This window comes from Arthrobacter sp. NPDC058288 (assembly GCF_042880995.1).
Classification (GTDB): domain Bacteria; phylum Actinomycetota; class Actinomycetes; order Actinomycetales; family Micrococcaceae; genus Arthrobacter.
Window position 1 is genome coordinate 664,714 of sequence record NZ_JBHVYH010000001.1, and the last position, 25,790, is coordinate 690,503.

25 protein-coding genes and 1 tRNA gene are annotated in these 25,790 nt (G+C 66.8%); 18 read left to right on the top strand and 8 right to left on the bottom strand.

The genetic code is table 11. The annotated features are described in order from the left end of the window. The first annotated feature begins 2 nt into the window (after positions 1-2). The 6 genes from ACFVWT_RS03105 (at position 3) to ACFVWT_RS03130 (ending at position 5,400) form a co-directional block, all read left to right on the top strand. Positions 3-620, top strand: coding sequence for a GNAT family N-acetyltransferase (locus ACFVWT_RS03105; RefSeq protein ID WP_390245110.1), 618 nt, complete (start codon positions 3-5; stop codon positions 618-620). A 142-nt stretch (positions 621-762) separates the two neighbouring features. Then, entirely contained in the window at positions 763-1,728 is a 966-nt protein-coding gene (locus ACFVWT_RS03110; protein WP_390245112.1) for a hypothetical protein, read from the top strand. An 18-nt stretch (positions 1,729-1,746) separates the two neighbouring features. Then, a complete protein-coding gene (locus tag ACFVWT_RS03115) occupies positions 1,747-2,547 on the top strand; it encodes an SDR family oxidoreductase (protein ID WP_390245114.1) in 801 nt (266 codons plus the stop codon). 58 nt (positions 2,548-2,605) lie between these two features. Next, positions 2,606-2,678 (top strand) — tRNA-Ala (locus ACFVWT_RS03120). A 134-nt stretch (positions 2,679-2,812) separates the two neighbouring features. Continuing rightward, the gene (locus tag ACFVWT_RS03125) at positions 2,813-4,375 is read left to right on the top strand and encodes an ABC-F family ATP-binding cassette domain-containing protein (RefSeq protein ID WP_390245116.1); all 1,563 of its coding nucleotides are present in this window, start codon (positions 2,813-2,815) and stop codon (positions 4,373-4,375) included. A 191-nt stretch (positions 4,376-4,566) separates the two neighbouring features. Beyond that, the gene (locus ACFVWT_RS03130; RefSeq protein WP_390245118.1) at positions 4,567-5,400 is read left to right on the top strand and encodes a S1 family peptidase; all 834 of its coding nucleotides are present in this window, start codon (positions 4,567-4,569) and stop codon (positions 5,398-5,400) included. On the opposite strand, the gene ACFVWT_RS03135 is transcribed toward ACFVWT_RS03130, so the two are convergent. Then, entirely contained in the window at positions 5,381-5,731 is a 351-nt protein-coding gene (locus tag ACFVWT_RS03135; protein WP_390245120.1) for a hypothetical protein, read from the bottom strand. The two genes, ACFVWT_RS03130 and ACFVWT_RS03135, sit on opposite strands and share 20 nt — an antisense overlap. A gap of 156 nt (positions 5,732-5,887) precedes the next feature. On the opposite strand from ACFVWT_RS03135, the gene ACFVWT_RS03140 reads away from it, so the two are divergent. Next, positions 5,888-8,566 (top strand): PEP/pyruvate-binding domain-containing protein, encoded by a 2,679-nt coding sequence (locus ACFVWT_RS03140; protein WP_390245122.1) that lies wholly within the window; start codon positions 5,888-5,890, stop codon positions 8,564-8,566. Here ACFVWT_RS03140 and zapE read toward each other — a convergent pair. Genes zapE through ACFVWT_RS03155 form a run of 3 tightly spaced genes read right to left on the bottom strand, consistent with a single transcriptional unit; the run spans position 8,563 to position 10,550 of the window. After that, the gene (zapE, locus tag ACFVWT_RS03145) at positions 8,563-9,033 is read right to left on the bottom strand and encodes an AFG1/ZapE family ATPase (protein ID WP_390245124.1); all 471 of its coding nucleotides are present in this window, start codon (positions 9,031-9,033) and stop codon (positions 8,563-8,565) included. The two genes, ACFVWT_RS03140 and zapE, sit on opposite strands and share 4 nt — an antisense overlap. A gap of 11 nt (positions 9,034-9,044) precedes the next feature. Continuing rightward, complete coding sequence (gene corA / locus ACFVWT_RS03150) at positions 9,045-10,040, bottom strand: magnesium/cobalt transporter CorA (RefSeq protein ID WP_390245126.1); 996 nt, start codon at positions 10,038-10,040, stop codon at positions 9,045-9,047. Between the two features lie 6 nt (positions 10,041-10,046). Then, on the bottom strand, positions 10,047-10,550 hold the full coding sequence (locus ACFVWT_RS03155) for an Lrp/AsnC family transcriptional regulator (protein ID WP_390245128.1): 504 nt from the start codon (positions 10,548-10,550) through the stop codon (positions 10,047-10,049). Positions 10,551-10,729: 179 nt separating this feature from the next. Between ACFVWT_RS03155 and ACFVWT_RS03160 the strand changes: the two genes are divergently transcribed. From ACFVWT_RS03160 to ACFVWT_RS03170, 3 genes are all read left to right on the top strand, one after another. Further along, positions 10,730-11,971, top strand: a complete 1,242-nt coding sequence (locus ACFVWT_RS03160) for an MFS transporter (RefSeq protein WP_390245130.1) — start codon at positions 10,730-10,732, stop codon at positions 11,969-11,971. A 97-nt stretch (positions 11,972-12,068) separates the two neighbouring features. Continuing rightward, on the top strand, positions 12,069-12,815 hold the full coding sequence (locus tag ACFVWT_RS03165; protein WP_390245132.1) for an ArsR/SmtB family transcription factor: 747 nt from the start codon (positions 12,069-12,071) through the stop codon (positions 12,813-12,815). Further along, the gene (locus ACFVWT_RS03170) at positions 12,812-13,051 is read left to right on the top strand and encodes a 2-nitropropane dioxygenase (protein WP_390245134.1); all 240 of its coding nucleotides are present in this window, start codon (positions 12,812-12,814) and stop codon (positions 13,049-13,051) included. Before ACFVWT_RS03165 ends, ACFVWT_RS03170 begins: the two co-directional genes overlap by 4 nt. 75 nt (positions 13,052-13,126) lie before the next feature. Here ACFVWT_RS03170 and ACFVWT_RS03175 read toward each other — a convergent pair whose 3' ends face one another. Continuing rightward, a complete protein-coding gene (locus tag ACFVWT_RS03175; protein WP_209743257.1) occupies positions 13,127-13,630 on the bottom strand; it encodes an Lrp/AsnC family transcriptional regulator in 504 nt (167 codons plus the stop codon). 132 nt (positions 13,631-13,762) lie between these two features. Here ACFVWT_RS03175 and ACFVWT_RS03180 point away from each other — a divergent pair, with 132 nt between their 5' ends. Continuing rightward, the gene (locus ACFVWT_RS03180) at positions 13,763-14,926 is read left to right on the top strand and encodes a trans-sulfuration enzyme family protein (RefSeq protein ID WP_390245136.1); all 1,164 of its coding nucleotides are present in this window, start codon (positions 13,763-13,765) and stop codon (positions 14,924-14,926) included. Here ACFVWT_RS03180 and ACFVWT_RS03185 read toward each other — a convergent pair. Beyond that, entirely contained in the window at positions 14,923-16,161 is a 1,239-nt protein-coding gene (locus ACFVWT_RS03185; protein WP_390245138.1) for an MFS transporter, read from the bottom strand. The genes ACFVWT_RS03180 and ACFVWT_RS03185 overlap by 4 nt on opposite strands. A gap of 97 nt (positions 16,162-16,258) precedes the next feature. Here ACFVWT_RS03185 and ACFVWT_RS03190 point away from each other — a divergent pair, with 97 nt between their 5' ends. Continuing rightward, the gene (locus tag ACFVWT_RS03190; protein WP_390245140.1) at positions 16,259-17,242 is read left to right on the top strand and encodes a LysR family transcriptional regulator; all 984 of its coding nucleotides are present in this window, start codon (positions 16,259-16,261) and stop codon (positions 17,240-17,242) included. Between the two features lie 27 nt (positions 17,243-17,269). On the opposite strand, the gene ACFVWT_RS03195 is transcribed toward ACFVWT_RS03190, so the two are convergent. Further along, the gene (locus ACFVWT_RS03195) at positions 17,270-18,319 is read right to left on the bottom strand and encodes a nitronate monooxygenase (protein WP_390245142.1); all 1,050 of its coding nucleotides are present in this window, start codon (positions 18,317-18,319) and stop codon (positions 17,270-17,272) included. A 36-nt stretch (positions 18,320-18,355) separates the two neighbouring features. Between ACFVWT_RS03195 and ACFVWT_RS03200 the strand changes: the two genes are divergently transcribed. Further along, positions 18,356-19,345, top strand: a complete 990-nt coding sequence (locus tag ACFVWT_RS03200; RefSeq protein ID WP_390245144.1) for an N-acetylglucosamine kinase — start codon at positions 18,356-18,358, stop codon at positions 19,343-19,345. Between the two features lie 55 nt (positions 19,346-19,400). Here the strand turns inward: ACFVWT_RS03200 and ACFVWT_RS03205 are convergent, their stop codons facing one another. Then, the gene (locus tag ACFVWT_RS03205; RefSeq protein WP_390245146.1) at positions 19,401-20,492 is read right to left on the bottom strand and encodes a pirin family protein; all 1,092 of its coding nucleotides are present in this window, start codon (positions 20,490-20,492) and stop codon (positions 19,401-19,403) included. Positions 20,493-20,833: 341 nt separating this feature from the next. Between ACFVWT_RS03205 and rsgA the strand changes: the two genes are divergently transcribed. The 5 genes from rsgA to ACFVWT_RS03230 all read left to right on the top strand — a co-directional run bounded on the left by rsgA (position 20,834) and on the right by ACFVWT_RS03230 (position 25,757). After that, positions 20,834-22,018: a ribosome small subunit-dependent GTPase A gene (rsgA, locus tag ACFVWT_RS03210; RefSeq protein WP_390245148.1), complete on the top strand. Its 1,185-nt coding sequence runs from the start codon at positions 20,834-20,836 to the stop codon at positions 22,016-22,018. A 235-nt stretch (positions 22,019-22,253) separates the two neighbouring features. After that, entirely contained in the window at positions 22,254-23,351 is a 1,098-nt protein-coding gene (locus ACFVWT_RS03215; protein ID WP_390245150.1) for an ABC transporter ATP-binding protein, read from the top strand. Then, positions 23,351-24,061 carry an ABC transporter permease gene (locus ACFVWT_RS03220; protein ID WP_390245152.1) on the top strand — a complete coding sequence of 237 codons (711 nt, stop codon included), beginning with the start codon at positions 23,351-23,353 and terminating at the stop codon, positions 24,059-24,061. The genes ACFVWT_RS03215 and ACFVWT_RS03220 overlap by 1 nt, the downstream gene beginning before the upstream one ends. Further along, positions 24,058-24,804: an ABC transporter permease gene (locus ACFVWT_RS03225; RefSeq protein WP_390245154.1), complete on the top strand. Its 747-nt coding sequence runs from the start codon at positions 24,058-24,060 to the stop codon at positions 24,802-24,804. Before ACFVWT_RS03220 ends, ACFVWT_RS03225 begins: the two co-directional genes overlap by 4 nt. Then, positions 24,801-25,757 (top strand): glycine betaine ABC transporter substrate-binding protein, encoded by a 957-nt coding sequence (locus ACFVWT_RS03230; protein ID WP_390245156.1) that lies wholly within the window; start codon positions 24,801-24,803, stop codon positions 25,755-25,757. The genes ACFVWT_RS03225 and ACFVWT_RS03230 overlap by 4 nt, the downstream gene beginning before the upstream one ends. The last annotated feature ends 33 nt before the right edge of the window (positions 25,758-25,790 follow it).

Here is a 25,790-nt window from a genome sequence, read left to right on the forward strand (position 1 = left end):
CCATGCGGGGCAGCATCTGGCCGGTGACGCTGGAATGCGGTGACATTGTGCTGCGCCCCATCCGGTACCGTGATCGCAAGGAATGGATGGCGGTGCGGTCGCGCAATTCCGAATGGCTGGCACCGTGGGAGGCCTCGAATCCGGCCCCGGGAGGGGCTCTGCCGGACTATCGGCAAATGGTGAGGTCCCTCAACGCCCAGGCTGCCCAGGCCACGGCGTTGCCTTTTGTGATCGCCGAGCGCACGCCGTCCCGGCGCGACCCCGTTATCGTTGGTCAACTTACCGTGTCATCCATCGTCTGGGGCTCGGCGATGATGGCGACGCTTGGATACTGGGTGGACAAGTCCTGTGCCGGCAGGGGGATCGCACCCACGGCCGTTGCCATGGCCACCGACTACTGCTTCGGAACCCTCGGGCTGCACCGGATGGAGATCAACATCAGGCCTGAAAACGGGCCCAGCCTGAGGGTGGTGGAAAAGCTCGGTTTCCGGGACGAAGGCTACCGGCCGCGGTTCCTGCACATCAACGGTGAATGGGCGGACCACCGGTCCTTTGCGCTGACGTCCGATGAAGTTCCGGAAGGGCTGCTGGCCAGGTGGCTGCGAAGCCGCCCTGCCTGATCGGGCCTGTTGGCTTTCCACCCGCGGTGCCCGGGTTTTCCTGGCGTGTTCTTCGTCATAAATCCATTGATTTGCCACCTGCCCTGCGACACACCGGAGCTAATGCCAGAGCTGTCGGCCAATTGCTCATACGGTTTTGAATGTGGACTTCCCCCTTAGCAGCTCAGTGATCCTTGTTGTCGCTGTTGCGCTCTGGATTGTGTGGGTGGCCCCTTATGTACTCAGGAACCGCCGGCATCAGCTTCAACCCGCAGCCGAGCTGATGTCCGAAATCAACTTCGCCGAACCCGCAGACCCCCAAGCCGGAAACGTCATGAAGATGGCCGCCCAGCAGGAGAAACCAATGGTAACCAAGCAGGCCACCGGATCCGCCCAGGGGTCCGTGACAACCGCAGCCGGCCCGGGGCCGGCGACGGCGCGACCGGGTGCACTGAGGATCCGATACGGACGATGCGCCATCGCGCTCGTGGGGGTGGTAGCCCTGCTCACCGGGGTGGTGGCCGGCATCTTCCGTGTTTTCGGGATGGGCTCGTCCTGGTTGCCTGTCGGGTCCCTTTTCGCGGCTATCGCCGCCGTCGCTCTGCTGCGGCGTCTGGCAGTGCGTGACCGGCGCGCCAAAATGAACGCTGCCTTCCGGGCGGCCATGACAGCGCCGGAACGGCAGACGCGCACTGTCGTGCCGCGTCCCAGCCGGGAACCTGCCGTGGACGCTCCGGAAATTCCCCTTTTCGACGCCGAAGCAGGGAACAAGCCAAAGATGAAGCCGCTGACGGCCCAGGAACTGCGTGAAGCGGCCCTCGCCGAGGCGAAGGCCTCCGGGGACACTGCGCTCCGCACCGCCACTGCGCCTGGCTCGGCTGTCAGCGCGGACTCCAGCTGGGAGCCTGTCGACGTTCCCAAGCCGACGTACGTGGAAGCTGCCAAGGCAGAACGGGCGGCTCCTGATCCGCTGGACCTGCCCGAAGCTCCGAAAGCTGTAGGGAAGCCGTCCCTCAAGCAGGGGCCGGCGGCGGCGGCGGCTGCCTCCGGTGGTGCTCCCAAGCCCCTGACCAAGGCACAGAGCGCCTTGAGCAACCTGGACGACGTCCTGCAGCGCCGCCGGGCTTGAGCCTGTAACGTCTGGAGCATGACCCGCATCTGTGTTGCCGGCGGTACCGGACAGGTTGGCCGTGAGGTGGTCCGCCAGGCGTTGCAGCTGGGCCACGAAGTTTCCGTTATCAGCCGGTACCCGCCTGTCCCCGGCGACGAAGGGGCGTACGACGGCGCGGACTACTACCGCGCAGACGTCACCACCGGTGAAGGGCTAGCGGCCGCACTGGCCGGTGCCGCCGTCGTTATTGACTGCCTCGAGGGCAGATCAGGGCGGGGCCTCAAAGATTTCGCGGCCGGCGGCGCCCGCCTCCTCAACGCAGCGAACGATGCGGGTGTCCGCAAGGCTGTGCTGCTGTCCATCATTAACTGCGACCAGGTGCCCCTGAGCTTCTATCGGTCCAAGGCGGATAAGGAAGGCCGCTATGCGGCGTCTTCCCTTGAGACCGTCACCGTGCGCGCCACCCAGTTTCACAGCCTCCTGGCACAGCTTTTCGCGGCCGGCGCGAGGGTGGGACTCATTCCGGTGATCAAGGGTGCCCGGTTTCAGACCATAGCGCCCGGCGAGGCTGCCTCGGCACTGCTCGAAGCGGCCTTCGAGAAGCCCTCGCAGGAGCTCCACCGGCTCCGGACTGTGGGCGGCCCGGCAGTCAACGGAATGGCGGAACTGGCGGAAACCTGGAAGAACTTTAGCGGATCCCGCGCCCGCCTGGTCCGGCTGCCCCTGCCCGGTGCCACCGGCAGATACCTGCGGGAGGGCGGCAACTTGGTCCCGGAGCACCGGTACGGAACTGAGACATTCGCGGGCTGGCTGGCGAAGCGCGCAGATAGTTTGTAGCCTAGGGACACTGGTTTGCCTGTTCCAGGAATTCCTCCGAAGGAATGGCATCCGACCGGGGGCTATAGCTCAGTTGGTAGAGCGCTTCGTTCGCATCGAAGAGGTCAGGGGTTCGAATCCCCTTAGCTCCACAAAAACAAGCTCCCTCATCCGGTGCCAGCACCGGGTGGGGGAGCTTTCCCGTTGCCGGCCCGGCACTGCGCACCCGTGAACCACTCCCGAGAGGACAGCAGCAATGAGCCTTGTCCGGCTGCAAGATGTCAGCGTGCGATTCGAAAACACCCAGATACTGCGTGAGGCCTTCTTCCGCCTCGAACCGCGCGACAGGGTGGGCCTCATCGGGAAGAACGGTTCCGGCAAGACCACCATGCTCCAGCTGATCCTTGACCGGCTCACTCCGGACGCCGGAACGGTCACCGTGGATCCGGGGACTCGGATCGGCTACTTCTCCCAGTTCTCCGAGCTCAACGGGGAATTAACCATTACCGATGTCCTGGATGGACTGTTCTCGGAGATCAAGGCTGTCGAGCAAGAACTGGCGGCCATAGACGCAGCCATTGCCGGGGACCCCGCAGCAGCAGAACTCGACCGGTTGATTGCCCGCCAGGCCGAACTGTTCGAGGAGATGGACCGCCTCGACGGCTGGGACTACCCCCGGCGGATCGACAAGGTCCTGACGACGCTGGGCTTCAGCGACGCCCACAGGGTGTGCGCCATTGACGAACTGTCCGGCGGCTGGCGCAACCGGGCCGCGCTGGCAAAGATCCTCCTTGAGGATCCGGATGTGCTGCTGCTGGATGAGCCCACCAACTTCCTGGATGTGGCTGGCGTCGAATGGCTTGAAAGCTGGTTCCGGGACTTCAAGGGTGCAGCAGTCATCGTCTCGCACGACCGGAAGTTCCTCGACGCCGTCGTCACCCGGATCATCGAAGTGGAAAACTTCCACCTGCACGAGTACCCGGGCAACTTCGGCGAATACATCGTGCAGAAGCAATTCCGCCTCAAATCCCTGGAACAGCAGTTTGTGCACGAATCCGAACTGCTGGCCTTCGAGGCTGAAGGGATCGCCGACCGCCGCGAGGCCGCCAAGGCCGCCAGCCGCGGGTTGGGAAACCAACTGGCCAAGATCAAGAAATCACGTACACCCCGCCCGGTGGACCAGATCGTCACCGAGATCTACGGCGGCCTGCACGTCAAGGACGTCCTCTGCCGGGTGGAGGGGCTGGCCAAGTCCTACGGAGACAAAGCACTCTTCAACGACCTTGGCTTCGAAATCAGGCGCGGGAACCGGATCGTCGTGCTCGGCGCGAACGGCAGCGGCAAATCCACCCTCCTGAAAGTGCTGACCGGGGAGGAAGAAGCAGACGCCGGCGTCGTCTCCTGGGCAAAAGGCCCCGGTTTCGTGTCCTACAACCGGATGCTTGAAGAGCTCGACGACGCCGATACCGTGTCCCACGCGGTCAACGCGCTGCCGGGCAGCCTGGCGTTCAGCGCCACGAAGAAGTCCGTCAACCGGTTCCTTGCGATGTTCCAGTTCTCCGAGGCGGACCTCAAGCAGAAGATCGGGAACCTCTCCGGCGGGCAGAAGGCGCGCGTCGCCATGGCGCAGTGCCTGCTGTCCGGCGCCTCGGTGCTGCTTCTGGACGAGCCCACCAACCACCTCGACCTGTCCAGCACCCAGGTCATGGAACGGGCGCTCATGCACTTCCCCGGCGCCGTGGTGGTGGTCAGCCACGACAGGTTCTTCAGTGAAAAGATCGCCAACCGGTACCTGGTCTTCGGAGCCGATGCGGCCCTGCCCGGTGAGGTCGAGGTACGCGCCGCCTGACCGCTGACGCCTGACCGCTGGCGCAAACCTCCCAGCCTGCATGCAACATGCCTTGACGGCCGCTCAAGCGGAGGAGCAGAGTTATGGTGCTGCGACTGGGGGCAGATGTGCGATCTCCGGGAACCTGGGTTAGTCACGGTTCCTCCACCACATCCGCGATATATCTCCAGGCAATGATGAGGAGCACCCTCATGCGCACAAGAATCCCCACACACACCACGGCCCGTAACGGCGAAGGTATGCGGACACGCTCCGCGCGCCGGCGACTAGCGGCACCGCTGCTGTCGGCTCTCTTCGCAGCGGCACTTACGGCAGCCACGGCCGCTCCGGCCCTCGCCGTCTATAACGGGAGCAGGGCGGACTCCGACGAGTACGCGTGGGCCGTCAAAGTGGAACTGGCCTACCCGGAAGGGGTTGCCTCCTGCACCGGATCTTTGATCGCGGAAGACACTGTGGTCACGGCGGCGCACTGCATCAGCAACAACGGACGCAGCCCGTCCGCCATCGCCGTGACATTCCACTACGGCCAGCAGCGCTCCGAGTACACCATCGGGGTGGCGAGGGCCGTTCCGATGCCGCGCTACGACCCCGCCAGGATCAAGGACGACATAGCCTTGCTCTTCCTGCAATCGGCCGTTGACGAGCCCACCATCGGGTTGGCGTCCACGCCGGCTCCGGTGGGGGCCGAGGTCACGGTGGCCGGTTATGGCTGTACAGGGGACCCGTTCAACCCCGCTGTACCGTGCGATCCCGCTGGCCGGCTGGTTGAAACGCGGCTCACAACAGTTCCCACGGAGGCATGCCCGGATATCGCCGGTCCCTGGCAGTTCTGTACCTATTCGCCGCATACGTCGGCGAACCGCGGTGACAGCGGGGGCCCTGTCATCTGGTCCGACCACGGTGACCAGAAGCTGGTCGGGGTGACGAATGCGATTGAACTGCCGCCCGCGCCCGCCTACCTGAACCTGTCGGCGTCCGTTCCCTACGAACTGGACTGGATCAGGACTACCGCCGGTTTGCGCTGACCGTCTTGAGCACTCCGCGAACTGACATCCCTACGGCGCACACCACCGGGACCAGCCCTGCGAGAACCGCCAGGGTATTGGCCCGGAACACCACCCGGCCCTGCCCGTTTGTCAGGTAGGCGCCGAGGGGGAGCACGAAGCCCCCGCCCCCGCCTCCTTCCGCGGCGCCGTTGGCGCCCTCCGGACCGGAGTCACCCCCGCCGCCGAAGCCGAAGGAGACCAGTGCCACCGGGATCAGTTCCTCGCCCCCGATCTGCACCGGAGCGCCGTAAGCCCGCGCCACACCCACGTTCCTGAACGTCTCCACGAGGGAGGAAAATGCGTCAGCCATGGACCCACACTAGGGTTCCGGGCGAGGTAGCAAAAGGGCCTTTGGACAGGTCCGGCACCGGAACGCCCGGCCATGGCCCGATGGCGGTGCGCGTGCCAGTATGTTGTGAATCAGGGGCTGCCGGGAAGGCCCGGCCGAATAGGAGGCGCCGCAGTCATGGTTTACATCAATGAGTTCAGCGAAGTCGGCCGGGACGGAGTCGCGACGGCGGGCGGAAAGGGCGCCGGGCTGGGCGAACTCGTTCGGGCGGGTGTGCCGGTCCCCCCTGGATTCCTGATCAACACCGGTGCCTACGAGCTGTTCGTCCGGGACAACCAGCTGGCCGGGCGCATCCAGGAGTACGCCGCCGTGCCGGCGAGCGCCACGTCCCGCGACTACGAGGAAGCTTCCAGGCAGATCCGAGCACTCTTTACCGGTGGCTCAATGCCTGAGGAGGTAGCCGCCGAAATCCGGGATGCGTACCGGCGGCTGGGCTCACGCGAGGGCACCGGTCCCGATTCAGGCGCGGAGACTGCGGTGGCGGTACGTTCCTCGGCCACCGCCGAAGACCTCGCCTCGGCCAGTTTCGCGGGCCAGCAGGACACCTACCTCAACGTCTGTGGCACCGATGTCCTCATGGATGCGGTCATCAACTGCTGGGGCTCCCTCTGGACCTCCCGGGCGATGGCCTACCGTGCCCGGGAGGGCATCGGCCCGGACCAGGTCCGGCTGGCTGTGGTGGTCCAGCACATGGTGGCCGCTGACGCCGCTGGAGTCATGTTCACCGCCAACCCGGCCACCGGACGCCGCGACCAGATCGTGGTCGCTGCCGCATGGGGGCTGGGCGAATCCGTGGTCAGCGGAGCCGTCTCCACCGACGACATCGTGGTCGAGGCCGCGACCGGCAAGGTGGTTTTCCGGCGGACAGCGGACAAGGCGGTCATGACGGCCTACGCCGACCGGGGCACCCGTGAGGAACCCGTCCCCGCTTCCCTCAGACATCAACCCGTGCTGGACGACGCCGCGGCGGCAACACTGGCCGGCTACGGAACCCGCATTGCCCGGCACTTCGGCTCCCCGCAGGACATCGAGTGGGCACGCGCTGGCGGCGAATTCTTCATCCTGCAGTCACGGCCCATCACCGCCCTGCCCGAACCCGCGGGGGAAACGCCGCGCGACTGGAGCGTGCCGTACCCCAAGGGGCTGTATTTCCGGGCGAGCATCGTGGAGCAGCTTCCCGATCCGCTGTCGCCCTTGTTTGCCGACCTGATTGATGGCTCGGTGTCCCGGTCCCTGAATGCCCTGATGGACCAGGCGTTCGGCAAGAGCAGCCTCCGCGACGGCGACCTGGGCCTGCCTGCCGTCAACGGTTACGCCTATTACTACTACCGGACAGCGGCGTTGTGGCGGCTGATGGGCAAGACTCCGGCCGCTGTCCGTGCCCTCATCCGGGGAGATGCCCACATGGGGGTCCAAGGCTGGCGGGACTATTCGCACCCGCGCTACGTGCGCGTGGTGGAGTCCTGGTCTGCTAAGCCCCTTGCCGACCTGACCGGGGAGGAGCTGCTGGAGGGGGTATCTGCCCTGCTCGATGCCGGCACGGTGTACTACACAGCCGTCCAGTCGATCATTCCGATTGCGACGTCGAGCGAGCTCGCTTTCCAGAAGTTCTATGACAAGTTTGTCCGGCAGGACGGCGACCCGCCGGCTGCCACGTTTCTGCTCGGCTACGACAGCCAGCCGATCCGGGCGGAAAAATCCCTCTTCGACCTGGCCGGGTGGTCCCTCGGAGTCCCGGGGCTCGCCGAGGCCATCCTGGCGACGCCGACAAAATCGCTGGCCCGGGCCCAGCTGTCAGGGACGCCTCCGAGCGGGATGGACCACGTCTTGTGGCAGCAGTGGGAACGCCGGTTTCAGCTCCACCTGGACCGCTTCGGCCATACGGTCTACAACCTGGACTTCATTAATCCCGTACCCGCAGACGACGCGTCCCCGCTGCTGGACACGCTGAAGTTCTACCTGCGGGGGCAGGGCAACGACCCGCACCGGCGCCAGGAGCTCGCCGCCGCCCGCCGTGAGGACAGCACGGGCAGGATACTGGCCCGCCTGCACCCTGCGCGCAGGAAGGCTTTCGTTCGTCTGCTCCGGTGGGCGCAGGGGCCGGCGCCGATCCGGGAAGACGCGCTTGCCGACGTCGGGCTCGGGTGGCCGCTCATGCGGCGCATGCTGCGCGAACTGGGAGAGCGGCTGGTCACGGCCGGCCTCATTGCGGACTCCGGCGACGTGTTCTGGCTTCGGCACCAGGAAGTCGGCAGTGCGGTCGAATTCGGCCTTGCGGCGCCGGGCGGTCCGGCGGCGATCACGGGTGCTGACCGGCCGGTCCTGGCGGAGGCAGTCGCTGAGCGGAAGCTACGCTGGCGGGGCCAGCGTAACGCAACCGCCCCGCAGATGCTGCCCGAGATCCGGTGGCTCCAGCGGTCCCTCGCCGGGATGATGCCGGAGGGGTCCCAGGAACAGCAGGGGAACACGATCAAGGGCGTGGGCGCCAGCCAGGGGCGGGTCAGTGCACCTGCCCGGGTCCTGGCCGGTCCGGAAGACTTTTCCCTGATGCAGCCGGGGGAGGTGCTGGTGGCCCGCATCACCACTCCTGCCTGGACGCCGCTGTTCGCCATGGCCTCGGCCGTTGTGACGGATGTTGGCGGCCCGCTGAGCCACGGCTCCATAGTGGCCAGGGAATACGGCATTCCCGCCGTGCTGGGCACGGGCGTGGCGACCCGCCGGATCACGAGCGGGCAGCGGATAGAGGTCGACGGCGGGGCCGGCACCGTGACCATCGTCCAGCCCGCGCAGGGCTAGCTTCCGGACGGATGCTCCGCCGGGAGTTCTTCGCCGGACTCCACCCGGAGCAGGCGCGATAACGGGTTGTCGGGGCCGGACTCCGGCATCGCCGGTCCGATGACGAAGAGGGTGACGTCCGCGGCAAACAGCAGGTCCACCACGGCCAGGAACTGCTGCCACTCCTGGGAGCCGGCACCGGCCCCGGTCGGAAGTCCGTCCACCACCCACTCCCTGAACCGGACCGCCAGGGAGGCGAAAGCCGTGGCGGCCGCTTTCGCACCGGTGAGTTCGCCGAAACCCACCCACAAAAGGTCCCCTTCGGCGCTCTTGACCTCCATCGGCCTCCCGGCCACGTCCACGGTCCGCCGCTGGCCGGGGGCCGGGGCGAACAGTCCGAACGTACCCAGCTGCCGGGCCGTGCCGGGGACGATGATCCGGCCCGGCCGGAGGGCCTGCTGCGGACCTCCCGACGGTGTCCCAGTCATGCCGGCGGCTCCTAGAGCCAGCCCTTCCGCTTGAAGATCGTGTACATCAAGGCTGCCGTTGCGGCCATCATGGCAATCGCCAGCGGATAGCCGAAAGCCCAGTGAAGTTCGGGCATGTGGTCGAAATTCATGCCGTAGACACCGGCAACGAAGGACGGGGCGAAGAAGATGGCCGCCCACGAGGAGATCTTCTTGACCTGCTCGTTCTGCTCGGCGCTCGCCTCGTTCTGCCGGTTGGCGGTGAGGGTGCCGTCGAGGGTGAGAGCATTCTGAAGGATGTCGCGGAAAGAATCGGCGCGGGAGATCAGCCGCTCCACGTGGTCTTCGACGTCCCGGAGGTGATGCTGGAGGTCCGTGTCCACATCGTACTTGTCGAAGCCGCGCTTGAGCAGTTGCATCATTCCCGGCAGCGGATGGATCGCCCGCTGGAACTGGATCACTTCGCGGGCCAGCTCATAGATGCGGCGGGAGACGGCGGAGTCTCCGCTGAACAGCTGGTCCTCGATTTCATCGATGTCGTTTTCGAGGCCGGCAACAACCGGAACATAGTCGTCCACCACCTGGTCCATCAGAGCGTAGAGCACCGCTTCCGGGCCGTGGCGCAGGAGTTCGGGGCGGCCTTCCAGCCGCTGGCGCACCTGTGCCACGCCGGCTGTTTCCGCGTGCCGGACAGTGACCACGAAGTTCGTGCCGGTGAACACGTGCAGTTCACCGAACTCCACCGTTTCCGTATCGTCAAGGTACCGGGCCGGGCGCAGCACGGTGAAGAGGACGTCATCATAGCGTTCCAACTTGGGCCGCTGGTGGGCCGAGATGGCATCTTCCACCGCGAGGAGGTGGAGTCCGAACTCCCGGGCCACTGCCGACATCTCAGCCTCGGTCGGCCGGTACAGGCCGATCCAGGCCATGCCGCCGTGGTCCGCCAGGGTCTCAAAGGTCTGCTCAAGATTGTGCGGTTCGGCGGTCCGGCGGCCGTTCACGTATACGGCGTTGTCGATGATGGTCACGCGCTATTATCCCAGTCCCTTGCGTGCTGCCGTCGGCGCCCCGCCCTGGGCAAGCCGGCTAATGAGCGGCTCCGTGCGGTAGGGGATGTGCGTGTGCAGGGCGAGGACAGTTTCCGTCCGGATGACGCCCTTGATCCTGAGGATCGACCGCAGGGCCGCCTGCAGGTTGTGGGTATCGGTTGCCACCACGCGGCACCAGACGTCGCCACGGCCGGAGATCTCGTGGACCTCCAGGACCTGCGGAATCAGGCGCAGGGCGCCCACCACGCCGTCGAGCTCCCGGTGGCTGACCTCGATCGTTACGAAAGCGACGACGTCGTACCCCACCGCCTCGAGGTCGATCTCCCGTCCGCCGTCGTGCAGCAGGCCGGAGCGGAGCATCCTGCGGACCCGCGACTGCGCCGTATTGCGGGCGATGCCCAGGGTGTCGCTGAGCTCGCCGATCTGGACCCGCGGATCCCGGATCAGTTCCAGGAGGATCTTCAGGTCCGTAGTGTCCAGGCTGTTCAAATCATCACTCCGGTTCATTTCTACTGGGCATCATTGACTATTTTGCTCAATTTTGGCACGGAACTTGGTCTCCAAGGTCAGGTGTGCCCCATTCTGTTAGTACCAAATTCTTTTCGCCCGGACCGCGGCGTTCCCACAAGGAACAGAGACGGGCCGGCTCTGCAGGCAAAGGCACGCACATGACTGTCTTCAGCGAACTCCGCATGCGCCCGGCTACCGCCGGCGGCTGGGCATGGGACGCTTCCACCACGGCGCGGCTGGTAATGGCCGGCGTGGTGATCTTCACGCTCCTTGTCGGTGCGAACCTGGCAACCCCGCTGTACCCGCTGCTCCAGGCGAACCTGGGCATCGGGTCATTCGGGATCACGGTGGCGTTTTCCGCTTATGTCCTGGCGCTGGTGTCCACGCTCATGCTGGCCGGACACTGGTCCGATCACATCGGCCGCCGGGCGGCGCTGCTGCTCGCCGTCGTCGTGGGCCTGGCCGGCGGGATGATCTTTGCCAACGCGGACAGCCTGGCGATGCTGTCCGCCGGGCGCGCCCTTCAGGGCATCGCGGTGGCCCTGGCCACCGGAGCCAGTTCCGCTGCCCTGCGCGAACTGCTGCCGGCCCGTCCCGACTGGGCCTCGCGCTTTACCCTGCTGGCGTCCGCCGGGGGAGTCGCAGCCGGTCCGGCCATCGGGGGAATCCTCTCGCTCCTGCCGGGGCCGACATCCACGCCGTACTACCTCCACTCCGTTGTCCTCATCGCCATGCTGGTTCCGTTGTACCTGCTCAAGGCGCGGCCCGCCATCACGTCCGTCGCCGGCCCGCAGTCCTTGAAGGTGCTGGCGCCCCGCCGCCCCTCCGTTTCGCGTGAAGCCCGTGGCGCCTTCTGGCTGGCGTCCGCCGTCGGGTTCCTGAGCTTCACCGTTTTCGGCTTCTGCCTTTCGCTGGCCCCCGGCTACTTTGCCCAGATCGTCGGCGCAGACTCCCGCCCCCTCATCGGAGTGCTCGCCGGATTGACCCTCGGTGCTTCCGCCCTCAGCCAGTTGCTGGCCGTTCGCGGGAGGTTTGTGGTGCCGGCCGGCCTGGCTGTGCTGGCGGTGTCGGTGCTCCTGATTGCCGCTGCCGCAGCTTGGCGGAGCCCGTGGCTGCTCATCGCCGCGAGCCTGGCCGCAGGTGTCGGCCAAGGAGTGTCCTTTCGGACCGTGTTCAACGATGTGGCCGGAAAGGTGGAGGCGTCGCGGCATGCGCAGATCATCAGCACCGTGTACGTGATCACTTACCTTGGCAGCGCACTGCCGGTGATCGGCCTGGGAATTGCGACGGCGGTGTACGGGCTGCAGGCGGCGGTGGCAGGATTCGTGCTGCTCTGCGCCCTCCTGGCGCTTGTCCTGGCCGCCGTGACACTTGCCGCAGCCCTGCGCCGGCCGGGCTAAGCGGCCTCGACGAGGCCGGATTGCAAAGAAACTAATGCAAATAAATCATTGCAAAGAAACCCTTGCAAAGGTTTCTTTGCAGGCGTATTTTTGATGCATGAACAGTTCACCGGACATCGCACCAGCAGCAGCCCGGCCGTCCGGGGGTCCACTGGACTCGGCACCTCAGCCTGAGCAGGATGCGCCATTTCCGGTCCGCCGCGTCGATACTGTGGCGCTGAAAGCGCTGGCACACCCGCTCCGGGTGCAGATCCTCGAGATGCTCTCCCGCTACGGGGCGCAGACGGCCTGCAGCCTGGGCGAACTGCTCAACGAATCCAGCGGGTCCACCAGTTACCACCTCCGGCAGCTGGCAAAGCACGACTTCGTCCGGGAGGTTGAAGGCAAGGGCACGGCCCGGGAGCGCTGGTGGGAACGCCCGCGCGGGGCCATCCAGATCACCTCCCCGGAACTGGCAACATCTCCTGCCACGGAGGAAGCCTCCCGGCTGGTCACCCGCGAGTTTGAACACAGCCGGCAGGCAGTCCTGGCGGACTTCATGGCACACGGCAGCGACACCCTTGATGCAGCATGGCTCCACGCGGCCCTGATCAGCACTGCGAATGCGCGGCTCACGGCGGACCAGTTGGCGAGGTACACCGCCGCCCTGGAAGCCTACGGCCACCGCCTGCTGGAGGACATCAGGAATGAAGGCGAACAGGAAGGCGCCCGCCCGGTCCAGATCCACCTGAACGCCTTTCCCCTCCTCGGCGTTCCCGCGTCAGCGGGAGGCCGGATCCGCTCGTCGCGGAACGAAGAACGTCAGAACACACCACCGGAAAGTCCTGAAAGGAAAGTGAGATGAGCACAGTCTGCGCCACCGGATCAGCTGCCTGCAGCCCGTACCGCAGGCCCACCGCCGTCGAGTCTGCTGCGGCAGGATTGGGTACGGCGCTGGTCCGCTGGGCTGAACGCCGGCAGGTCATTCTCTCCGACCGGGCCGAGCGTGAACGCGCCGCCATGCTCCGCCGGGAGCAGCTGGACGTCCTTCGGAGTGACATCATGGGCGCCGCGCACTCCGGGCTCTACATCTGGCACTAGTGGGGAGTCCCGCAGCCGAACCAAATAATCCGGCCGGACTGCCCGCTCGTGGCGGTGATCCAGCAGGCTGGCCGGTCAGTCCGGCAGCGGCCCGTGGTTGCCGGGGATGTGTTCGAACACCAGTGTGGTTTCGGTGTGGCCCACCACGGGATCGGTGGCCAGGTTGTCCAGGACCCAGTCGCGCAGGTCCTCGGTAGTGGCCACGGCAATGTGCAGCAGGTAGTCCACCGACCCCGAGGTGTGGAAGGTGGACAGCACGGCCGGGAGCCGGGGCACCCGGGACGTGAACCGGTCGATCTGTTCGCGGTCGTGGGCGCGGAGCCGCACGGCGATGAGTGCCTGGACGGACCGCCCGATGGCTGACAGGCTAAGTTTCGCTTCGAAGCCCTGGATGATGCCGCGTTCGGACAGCGCCCGCGTGCGCATGAGGGCCGTGGACGGAGCGATGCCCACGAGCTCGGCCAGCTGCTTGTTTGAGATCCGGGCGTCGTCCACGAGGGCTGCCAGCAGCCGCTCGTCGATGGCGTCCAGCGGTTCGGTCCCCGCGCCCAGCCGAATATTCTTCGCACCGCTACTCACAGCGCCTCCTCAAAGTGTTATGAGTTCATCATAAACTCCACTTTCCGACATTTCCATTCGTGAGCACTATGAATCTCCGAATTATTGCCAGAGACTTGCCGGATTCAATGGCGAATAATTCAAAGGAGTCCCGTGCTTTCTCCCGATTCACTGGCTGTCCATGCAGGCCGGGCCGGCCTCACCGAACAAGGCGTGCATGCCGTGCCGATCGACCTCTCCACCACTGCACCGCTTCCGTCGGTCCACGACGGCGGCCGGGCTTATGAACAAATGGCCACCGGCGGGATGCCCCTGGAAGGCCAGAGCACCGTCTACCAGCGCCTGTGGAATCCCACCGTGGCCCGCTTCGAGGAGGGCGTGGCCGCCCTGGAAGGCGCACCCGAGGCGGTGGCCTTTGCCACCGGGATGGCTGCCCTTTCGGCCGTCCTGCTCGCGACCGTGGCCGCCGGCAGGAGGCACGTGGTGGCGGTCCGGCCATTGTATGGCGGGAGTGACCACGTCCTCGCCTCGGGCGTCCTGGGCACTGAAGTGACGTTCACGACGGCGTACGGTGTCCGCGAGGCCCTGCGTCCGGACACGGGGCTGGTGATTGTGGAGACGCCCGCCAATCCCAGTCTGGAACTGGTGGACATCGCTCAACTCTCCCGGGACGCTGACGGCGTGCCGGTCCTGGTGGACAACACCTTTGCCAGCCCGGTGCTGCAGCAGCCCCTGGCTCACGGGGCCACGCTCGTGCTGCACAGCGCCACCAAATTCCTCGGCGGCCACGGGGACGCGATGGGCGGTGTGGTGGCGGCTTCGGTGGAGTGGACCACCAGGCTCCGCCAGGTCCGTGCCGTGACAGGCGGGATCCTGACTCCCTGGCCGGCTTATCTGCTCCACCGCGGGCTGGCCACCCTGCCGGTGCGCGTGCGGGCACAGCAGGCAACGGCGCACAAGGTTGCCGCTGCCCTGGCCGGACACAGTCTCGTGAAGTCGGTCCACTACCCGGGCCTCCCCGAGTGCGACCCGCTGGGGCTGGTGGGGACACAGATGTCCGGCCCCGGCTCGCTGCTGGCGTTTGAACTGGCCAGCGCCGAGCACGCCGAGCGGGTCCCGGCGGCGGTCCGGATGATCACCCACGCCGTGTCCCTGGGCGGCATCGATACCCTGATCCAGCACCCGGCCGGTCTGACCCACCGGCCCGTTGCCGCCGAGGCCAGGCCGCGGGCCAGCCTGCTCCGCTTGTCTGTGGGTCTGGAGGATGCCACCGACATTGTGGCGGACCTTCTGCAGGCAGTTGAAGGAACGCGCTAGCCGGCCGGCTGCCCGGCGCCCGACGCAGGATGCACGACGGCGGTGATCACCGCCGTCGTGCATCCCAGCCCGATGACCACCAGGGCAAGCGCCGTCCAGCCGAAGGACTGGAATACCAGGCCGCCTGCCCACCCGATCGCACTGGAGCCAAGGTAGTAGGCCAGGTTATACAGCGAGGCGGCCTGCGCCCGGCCGGTGGTGGCGATCCCTCCGGTCCAGCCTGCCCCGATGCTGTGCGCCGCAAAGAATCCTCCGGTGAAAACGAGAAGACCGGCCAGGATCAGGACCAGCAGTTGCGTTAATGTCAGCGCCAGGCCAAGGACCATCAGCACGATTCCCGCCAGCAGGATGGTCCGCCGTCCGAACTTCTGCGTGAGCCCGCCGGCCAGCCTGGAGGTCACCGTCCCGGACAGGTATGCCACAAAAATGAGGCTGATCACGGTGGCCGGCAGCCCGAACGGATCACCGGACAGCCGGAAGCCGAGGTAGTTGTACACGGCCACGAAGCCGCCCATGAGCAGGAACGCCTGCACATAGAGGGCCAGCAGGCGGGGATTGCGCAGGTGGCCCGCCAGCATCCTTGCGGCCCCGCGGAATCCGCTGGCGTGTGCGGGTGTGAAGCCGCGGGCCTTGGGCACCAGGACCAGGAACAGGACGGCAGCAACGGCGGCCAGGACGGAGACGGCCAATGTGGCCGCCCGCCATCCCCACAGTTCAGCGACGGGGCCCGCAACCAGCCGTCCCGCAAGCCCGCCCAGCGTGGTTCCCGCGACGTAGCTTCCGGCCGCCATGGCGGCGTGCGCCTTGTGGACTTCCTCATTCAGGTAGGCAATGGCGATTGCCGGAATTCCGCCGAGCGCCATGCCCTCAAGCAAGCGGAGCCCCAGGAGCATGGGAAAGGTGGCGGCCAGGGGAACCAGCAGGCCCAGGACGGTCGCGGCCGTGATGCCCAGGGTCATCGCCCGCACCCGGCCGATCCGGTCAGCCAGGAAGGACCACGGGATGACAGTGACGGCCAGCCCCACCGTCGCCAGCGAGATCGTCAGCGCGGCTTCGGCGGCCGTGATCTGCAGGTCCGCGGCCATGATCGGCAGCACGGCCTGGGTGGAGTAAAGCTGCGCGAATGTCGCCACCCCGGCGAAGGCCAGCCCCGCGAGCAGTCGTCCGTAGGCGGCCGAGCCCTTGGGATGGCCTGCCCACGGGCCGGGTTGGGGGGTGTCCTGCGTTGCCGTCATGTGCACCAAGCCAGCGTAGATCGCCGGATGGCATGCTTCCAATGCATGATTTACATGGAACAAATGCTGAAAACGGATCAATCTCAAGGAGGCCACGATGGACATTGAGCACAAACAGCTGGCGCAGTTGCTGCCGTTACTTCCAGTCCTGTCCGAACTGGGCCGGACGCAGCACGTGACGGAAACGGCGGAGCTGCTGGGCATGCCCCAGTCCACCGTCAGCCGGGCGCTCGCCCGTGCCAGTGCCGTGGTGGGCACTGAACTCCTGGTCCGGGACGGCAGGGGAGTGCGGCTGACGCCCGCCGCCAAGGCGCTGTTGCCCTACATCGATGCCGCGCTGAACGAGTTCCGGACCGGACTGGACCTGGTGCGGCACGAATCCGAGGTGGTGCGCGGAAGGATCGCCGTGGCGTTCCAACACACGTTTGGCGAGGCGACGCTGCCCCTCCTGATCAATGCGTTCCACCGCCGCCACCCGCAGACCGCCTTTGACCTCAGCCAGGGAGCCCGGGATGGCTGCCTGGCTGAACTCGCGGCAGGGGCCGCTGATCTCGCCCTGACGGCGCCCATCGCGCCCGCGGGCCGCAGCATCGGCTCAGCGGCCCTGTACCGGGAGCCCCTGAGGCTGGTGGTGCACCATGAACACCCCCTGGCCCGCCGGATGAGCGCCCGGATCGCCGACATCAGGCACGATCCGTTCGTGGCCATGGGGCACGGATACGGCATGCGGTCGCTGACGGACGCCCTGTTCCGCGAGGCCGGTTTCCGCCCGCGCATCGCCTTCGAAAGCCAGGATTCCCACACCGTCCGCGGGCTGGTATCCGCCGGGCTGGGCGTCAGCATCCTCCCGCCCGGTGGCCAGGCTCCAGGCCGGACAGTGACTGAGCACACCGGAAACCTTGGCTGGGTGGAGGTGCCGTTGGCATCAGGACTGGCATTCCGTGAAATCGGCCTGGCTTGGCGCGAACGCCGCACCGGCCACGAGGCCGAGGCCGATCAGGTCAGGCTGTTCCGGGAAATGGTCCTGACCGAGGGGCCGGGGCTGTTGGCGGGACTTATCCGTGCGCGTTCGGAGGGCTGAGCCGCCCGCTTCAAGGGGCGGGTCTGTTCAGGGAAGGGCCGAACCCGCAAGCATCCTGTTGATGATGTCCGAGACCGGACCGGCTTCCGCCTTGCGCCATCCGGTTCCGGCCCAAAGGTTCAGCCTTTCCGGGTCACCTGCCGCGGCGGCCGCCGCGCGGATCGGAGCGGTGAGATGGTGGAGGGCCGGGTACCCCTCCGGTGCGTCGTCGTGCTCCCTGACGAAGGAATTCGCCAAGGCCCTTGCCTGCCGGCCGGTGAACGCACGGGTCATCCGGGTCTCCGTAAAGGCCTGGCTGGCGAGGGCGTCCTTGTGGAGCTGGCGGGCGCCGCTTTCGTCGCTGCGCAGAAACGCCGTACCCAGCTGGGCGGCCGTTGCCCCCGCGGCCAGTGCCGAGTCGAGGCCCGCGGAATCCATGATTCCGCCGGCCGCCACGAGGGGAACGCCGACGGCGGTGCGCACCGTGGCCAGCAGCTGCGCCGTCGTCGCGGAGCCGGGGGAGTCCGGAGTGTTTTCCCGGGCCAGGAAGGCCGCGCTGTGGCCGCCCGCGCTGCCGTGCTGGACCACCAGGATGTCCGCTCCGCGCTCTACGGCCAGCGAGGCTTCCGCCGGGCTGGTGACCGTGGCAATGATCGTGGAACCGGCGCGCTTGAGCGCATGCACACCGGCCTGCTCCGGGAGCCCGAAGGTGAAGCTGACAAACTCCACGGGATCCTCCAGAAGGGCGTCGATCTTGCCCTGCCACTCGTCGTCGTCGTCGAGCCGCAGCCCGGGAAGGGACACACCGTACCGCCGGGCGTCCGGCTCGAGGCTCCGCCGGTAATGCTCCATCTGTTCCCTGACGGCGGGCGGGGGATTGAGCTGCGTCCGGTCGGGGACGAAGAGGTTCATGCCGAAGCGCGCCCCGGCGGAGCGCACCTCGCGGATATCGGACTGCATCGCTGCCACGGTTTTATAGCCCGCAGCCAGGAAACCCAGCCCGCCGGCGGCGTGCACGGCCTGCACAAACCCGGGCGTCGAAGTTCCCCCTGCCATGGGTGCGGCGATGATCCGTGTCCCGAAAATAGCGCCCGTCATTCCCTGCTCCTTGTGGTCACTCAGTAGTCTGTTCACGTGACTAATTCTGACAACCTGCCGGCGACGGATTCTGTTCCTTCCACCGGCGGTGCCCCCGACGCGCCGTCCGCGGCACCGCCCGCCAGGATCCCCGGCACCGTGATCCCCGGCGCTGTGATCGGCCTGGATATCGGCGGCACCAAGACGCGCGGCGTCCGCTTCGAGGACGGGAAGGTTGTGGCCGACGAAAGCGTCGGCAGCTCGAACGTGCAGAACGTCAGCCGTGAGGAAGCGGCACTGCACCTGGCGGAGCTGTTCGCGAAGATCGGCGGAGGCGCGGTGTCCCAGGTCTACGCCGGGGCCGGCGGCATCGACACGGACGAGGACGCGGCCGCACTCTCAGCTCTGATCGCGCCCCACGTGCCCGGCGCCAGGATCACGGTGGTCCATGACTCGCGGCTGTTGCTGGCGGCCGGCGGGGCGAGCACAGGGGTGGCCGTTATCGCCGGCACCGGCTCGGCTGCCTGGGGCAAGAATGACCGGGGCGAGGAAGCACGGGCCGGCGGCTGGGGCTACCTGCTCGGAGACGAAGGCAGCGGCTACTGGCTGGGCCGCGAGGCTGTCCGGCACAGCCTCCGCCGCATGAACCAGGGCCTGGAACCCGACGAACTCACCACCGCCCTGCTGCGGTCCTGCAACATCGAGGACCCCAACAAGCTGATAGCGCTTTTCCACTCACCGGACACCGGCCGGCGGTACTGGGCCCAGCGGGCCCGGCTCGTTGTGGAAGCCGCAGACGCGGGCCACGCCGCCAGCCAAGCGCTTGTTGAACAGGCAGGCATGGACCTCGCCGGACTGGCTGCGCAAGCTTTACGGAAGCTGGGCATCCAGGGCCCGGTGATTCTGGGCAGCGGCCTCGGCATGAACGTGGCGCGGCTGCAGGACTCCTTCAAGCGCGCCCTCGCCGCCGTCGGCGTCACGGACGTTCGGGTCCTGCAGCAGGACCCTGTCTTCGGGGTCCTGCAGCTGGTGGCCGAGCAGGGGTAGCCTCCGGGCGCCGTGCGGCGTCCGGCAGCCGGCGCCCGGCCGCCAGCAGCCGGCGTCAGGAACGTGTGCGGGGCCGGAGCCGGACACCCGGCAGGGGAGGCGCCGGAATGCGCCCGGCCTCGGCGCCCGCCTCCGGTCCGTGCCCGCGGACGAGTCCGAACCGGGAGCCTTCGGCTGTCGGGTCCGGGAGGTCTGCCTGGTCCTCCCAGTCCTGGCGGGCCTGTGCCACTTCTTCGTGGGTCCGGCCCACGAAGTTCCACCACATCAGCAGCTCTTCCTGGAACGGCTCGCCGCCCAGCAGGATGAAGCGGGTCCCGGGCAGCGCCCCGACTTCCAGCAGGCGCCGGCCGGCCCCAAGGTAACCCAGCGGACCCGGCGGCACGTCCTGCCCGTCGAGGGTGAGGCCGCCGTCGAGCACCAGCACCGCATGCTCAAACTCGGGGTCAAGCGGCAGGACGACTGATCCGCTGCAGGTGATGTCCGCACCGACGATGGGTGAATACATCGTGGCCGGCGAGGCCACCCCGGCGAAGCTTCCCACCATCACCGTTGCGGTGAAACCGTCACCGGTGACCTCCGGGAGGTTGCGGTGCTGCTCGAACGCGGGTGTCCTGTGGCGCTCGCCGTCCGGAAGGGCGACCCACAACTGGAGGCCGCGCTGCAGCGGCAGTTCGGTCCCGGCGTCGGAAGCCCCCGCCGAAACGGTTGCGGCGCCGAAAGACCCGGCGTCCGTCGGTTCACCGAAAGAACGCCGGGGCGGTAGCACGGCGAATTCGGAGTGCGAGACGCCGTTGCCCGCGGTCATAATATTGAGCTCGCCCGGACGCACAATCACATCGCTGCCGACGCTGTCACGGTGCCTGATGGTGCCGGCAAGGGGCCACGTTACGGTCTGCAGACCGGTGTGGGGGTGCGGCAGGACGGACATGGCCACCCGGTCCGGGCCGAAACTGTCCAGGAAGCACCAGGCGCCCACGGTGGGCAGGCCCCGTTGCGGAAGGGTCCGGAGGACGTTCATGGCCCGGACTCCGCCGAGCGGGACTTCCCGTGCCGGCCACAACTGGAGGCATGGACCGTTTCCCTCGTACCCTCCGGGCTGTCCTGGCGGGCACACTTCTTCAACGGGGCTTACTTCAAGGTTCGTCACAGACCAACTCTAGGCCGAAGAACCGGTTGCCGGCAGGGGCCCGTCAACCGCAGATACACGTGGGACGGCCTGACCCCTAGCCAAGCCGGGCTGGACGGTTTAGCCTTGAAAAGCCGCCGGCTTATGCGCCCGGCAAAGCTAACGGTCTGACATCAAGTGTGATGATCGCGGACACGGGGAGGTGGAGATGATGACTGCAATATTCCTGTGCGCCCAGAGCGCCAACAACGTCATTATTCCCGCCCCGGACGCAAGCACGTCCTGACCCGCAGCAGCTGAGTCGCACCAACTGATTCAATCAGCGGAGTCCGTGCCCACGGGGCCTCACCAGAGGTTTTTCAGTGAAAACAACTCCAGGTCACGTGCTGACCGCAAAAATTTCAACAAATACCACCTCAACATCAATGCTGGCCGGTCCCGTGCAGTACGGCTTCACAGCTCGGACGGCAGCACTTTTCGAGGCCCATCCCGTCCCCGGCGCGGAGAGCCCCGGGCGGGTGGTCCGTGTGGACCGGAACAGGGTCGTGGTTGCCGGGGCGGCGGAGCTACGGCACCTGCCTTACCCGGCCAACGGCGACATCCCTGCCACCGGCGACTGGGTGTGGCTCGGTGCCAACTTGGCGGGGGAACCCGCCGTCGTCGCTGTGCTGCCCCGCCAGTCCGCGCTGAGCCGAAAGCGGGCCTTCGAAGCATCCTCGGAGGCCCAGGTCCTGGGCGCCAACATAGATGTGGTTGGAGTCGTGGTCCCGGTCGACCGGCCCCTCACCCACAACCGGCTGGAGCGAACGCTGGTGGCGGCGTGGGAATCGGGAGCCACCCCGCTGGTTATCATCACCAAAGCCGACCTTGCCGACATCGCGGACGACGTCGTCGGAAAGGTCATCCTGCAGGCTGCGGGCGTAGCTGTGGTGACCACGTCGGCGGAACGGGGCGACGGCCTCGATGAACTGCTCGGACACGTGCCCGCCGGAGGCACCGTGGTCCTGCTGGGGCCCTCCGGCGCCGGCAAGTCCACGCTGATCAACGCCCTTGCCGGGCATCACGTCCAGGACGTCGGTCCGGTCCGGGCCGGCGACGGCAAAGGCAGACACACCACCACCTCCCGGGAGCTGGTCCCGCTGCCCGGGGGTACGGTGCTCATGGACACGCCCGGTGTGCGCGGCTTCGGGCTATTCGACGCCGAGGACGGAATGGGGGAGATGTTTGGAGACCTCGAGGAGCTGTTCGGCCGGTGCCGCTTCGCCGACTGCGCGCACGATCGGGAGCCCGGCTGCGCTGTCCAGGCAGCGCTCGTCGACGGGACGCTGGAGATCCGCAGGTGGGAGAGCTACCTCAAGCTCCAGCGTGAGCTTGCGGCACTCAACCGCCGGCACGACGCAGCAGCCCGGCGGGCGTACCAGCGGGAATGGCACCAGAAGGTGGTGGTGGCGGGCAAGAGCCAGCGGGCGGCCGAGCGCTACGGACACGAAAACGCCGCCGACCGCGCCGGCGGCGACGGAAAGCGGGGCAAACGGAAGCGCAGTTGACGCGCTAAGGAAGGGCGACGGCGGTGCCGGGCTGCATGAAGTGGAAGAGTCCGGCACCGCCACCCATCCAAAAGGCGCAGGTCACCGAATGCTTACGGTAGCCGCGGCACCGCTGACTTTGTCCGGGCCGCTGGTTACGCTGTGTATTACCTGCTTTACAGCCGAAAATCAGCATGCTTATGATCTTCCGGCTTGACCGTCCGATGTCGCCGCCAACAGTAAGGTAAGCCCGGAAATGGCTGAAGCCATGATCGAATTCCAGAGCGTCACCAAGCAGTACCAGGGCGGGCAGCCGGCCGTGGACAACCTCACCATGTCCATCGACAAGGGCTCCATCACTGTCTTTGTCGGGCCCTCGGGCTGCGGCAAGACCACCTCCCTGCGGATGATCAACCGCATGGTGGAGCCCACGTCCGGCACCATTACCGTGGACGGGAAAGACGTCACCTCCGTGCCGGCCGCGCAGTTGCGGCGGTCCATGGGCTATGTCATGCAGTCCTCCGGGCTCATGCCGCACCGCTCGGTTCTGGACAACATCGCTACGGTCCCGCGGTTGAACGGCGTTCCCAAGGCGGAGGCGCGCAAGCGCGCCGAGGAACTGCTCGACGTCGTCGGGCTGGCTTCGGTGCTCGGCAGGAGGTACCCCTCCCAGCTGTCCGGCGGCCAGCAGCAGCGGGTCGGAGTAGCGCGGGCGCTCGCGGCAGACCCGCCGGTGCTGCTGATGGACGAACCGTTCAGCGCGGTGGACCCGGTGGTGCGGGACGAACTGCAGCAGGAGCTTCTCCGGTTGCAGCGGGATCTGGCCAAGACCATCGTTTTCGTCACCCATGACATCGATGAAGCCACCGTGCTGGGGGACAAGGTTGCTGTCTTCGCCACCGGGGGCAAATTGGCCCAGTATGCAACTCCCGAGGAGATCCTCAGGGCGCCGGCGAGCGATTTCGTGGCCTCGTTCGTGGGCAAGGACCGGGGATTCCGTCACCTGGCGTTCAGCCCTTCCGACGCCGTCGCCCTCCATGACGTGCCGACGGTCAGTCGCAGGGAACTGGAGGCCGGTGCTGCCGGATCGGGCGGCGACTGGCTGCTCGTACTGGATGCGGAGTCACGCCCGCTCGGCTGGACAAGCCCCGGTGCCGGCGCCGTGCTGATACCCGGCGGTTCCCTTTTCCGGAAGGGGGATACGCTCCGGCGCGCCCTCGACGCGGCGCTGTCCTCACCCTCCGGCCTGGGCGTGGCTGTGGACGCGGACGGCCGGCTCGCTGGAGTCCTTAAGGCGGACGAGGTGCTCGCGGTCATCGAATCGGCCCGGCTGGTCCGGCAGGGTGCCCTCTGATGGAATGGTTCCTGGCCAACAGCGGGCGGGTGTTCGAGCTGGCCGGCCAGCACCTCATGCTGGCCATAGTGCCCATGGTCCTTGGCCTGGTGCTTTCGATTCCGCTGGCCCAGTTCGCCCGGCGGAACAGGACCCTGCGTTCCGTGGTTGTCACGGCCACGTCCCTGCTCTACACGGTCCCGTCGCTTGCCCTGTTCATCATTCTCCCGTCAGTCCTGGGGACCAGGGTCCTTGACCCTGTCAACGTGATCGTGGCCCTCACGATCTATGCCGTGGCGCTGCTGGTACGGGCAGCGCTCGACGCCTTCGATTCCGTCGACGAAGATCTCCGGCAGGCCGCCGTCGCCATGGGGTTCAAGCCAGGCGCGCGCTTCCTTCAGATCGATCTCCCGCTCTCCCTGCCGGTGCTGTTCGCCGGGCTGCGGGTGGTGTCCGTCAGCAATATTTCGCTGGTGAGCGTGGCGGCCCTCCTGGGAATCGGAAACCTCGGAATGCTCTTCACCTCCGGCCTCCAACGGGGCTTCATAACCGAAGTCGTGGTCGGGATCATTGCCATCCTGGTACTGGCGCTGCTGATGGATGCGGTCCTGGTGCTCCTGGAACGGCTCCTGACACCCTGGACCAGGGCGGCCGGCAGGACGGACAAAGCTGCCATCCCTTCGGCGGCCGGGCGTCTGTCCGATGTGCGGACGGGGGGTGCGTCGGCATGAGCAACGTCTTCGCGGATACCTTCGCGTGGCTGGGAGACCCGCTGCACTGGGCGGGAAGCTCAGGCATTCCGGCGAGGCTGGCTGAGCACCTGCAGTACACGGGGCTCGTGATGCTGATTGCCACCGCCATCGCCGTCCCTATCGGCCTCTATGTCGGCCACACCGGGCGCGGCCGGGTGGCGGTGGTTGCCTTGGCCGGCGCACTCCGGGCGTTGCCCACCCTGGGCCTGCTGACCCTTTTCGTGCTCCTTGCCGGCATTGGCCTGATGCCTCCTATCTGGGCCCTTGTGATTCTCACGGTCCCCCCGCTGCTCGCGGGCACCTACGCCGGAATTGCCAGCGTGGACCGGAACGTCGTGGACGCGGCCCGGGCCATGGGCATGACCGAACTGCAGGTGCTGTTCCGGGCGGAATTTCCCAATGCCCTGACCGTGATGTTCGGCGGATTCAGGACCGGTGTGCTCCAGGTGATCGCCACAGTTTCAGTGGTGGCCTACATCAACCTCGGCGGACTGGGCCGGTATCTCTTCGACGGCCTGGTGCTGTCCGATTTTCCACAGATGCTGGGCGGCTCGCTGCTGATAGCAGCGCTGGCCATCGCGGTCGATCTGCTGCTCGCTGTTTTCCAGAGGCTGTTCCTGTCGCGGGGAGCCTCTGCCACGCCAGGCCGGAGCCAGCAGGCGCCGGTTGTTCTCACAGACCCCGTGCCCGCGGAGCCTGTTGTTCAAGGAGGTACATCATGAAGGAAACCAACCCTAGTAACCTGGGCCGCCGCGCATTCGGCGGCCTGGCCGCCGGCGTGGGGCTGGCCCTGGCCCTGTCCGCGTGCGGCGGCGGTTCGGACCCGCTGGGAAGTGCGCCGGCCACGGGCGGTTCCGGGTCAGGTTCTGCGCTGGTGATCGGGTCTGCGGACTTCCCCGAAAGCCAGATCATCGCTGAAATCTATGCCGGTGCCTTGAACGCCGCCGGCGTGACCGCAAGCACCAAGCCCAACATCGGCTCGCGCGAGGTGTACTTCAAGGCTGTCCAGGACGGCTCGGTGGACGTGATTCCGGATTACAGCGGAAACCTCCTGCTGCATGTGAACAAGGAAGCCACCGAGGTTTCGGCGGAGGACATCTACAAGGCGCTTCCGGCCAAGCTGCCGGAGGGCCTGGCCGTGCTGGAAGCGTCCAAGGCGGAGGACAAGGACGCCATGGTGGTGACGAAAGCTACGGCCGAAAAGTACCAGCTCAAATCGATCGAAGACCTCGCCAAGGTCTGCAGCGAGCTTGTCGTAGGAGCTCCGGCTACCTTCGCAGAGCGCGCCTACGGCCTGCCGGGACTGAAGAAGAACTACAGCTGCGAACCCAAGAAGCTGGAACCGTTCAGCGACGGCGGCGGCCCCATCACCGTCAAGGCGCTGCTCGAGGACAAGGTGCAGGTCGCGGACATCTACACCACCACGCCGGCCATTGCCGACAACGACCTGGTGGTCCTGGATGATCCCAAGAATAACTTCATCGCCCAGCAGGTCCTGCCGCTGTACAACAAGGCCAAGATGACCGATAAGGCCAAGGAAGCGCTCAACTCCGTTTCCAAGACCCTCACCACGGATGACCTGATCAACCTCAACCGTGCAGTCAGCGGGACGCAGAAGCAGAACCCGAAGGATGCCGCGGCCGCCTGGCTTAAGGACAAGGGCCTCGTCAAGTAGGCCAAACCAGCTAAAGCAAGTCCGACGGCGCCT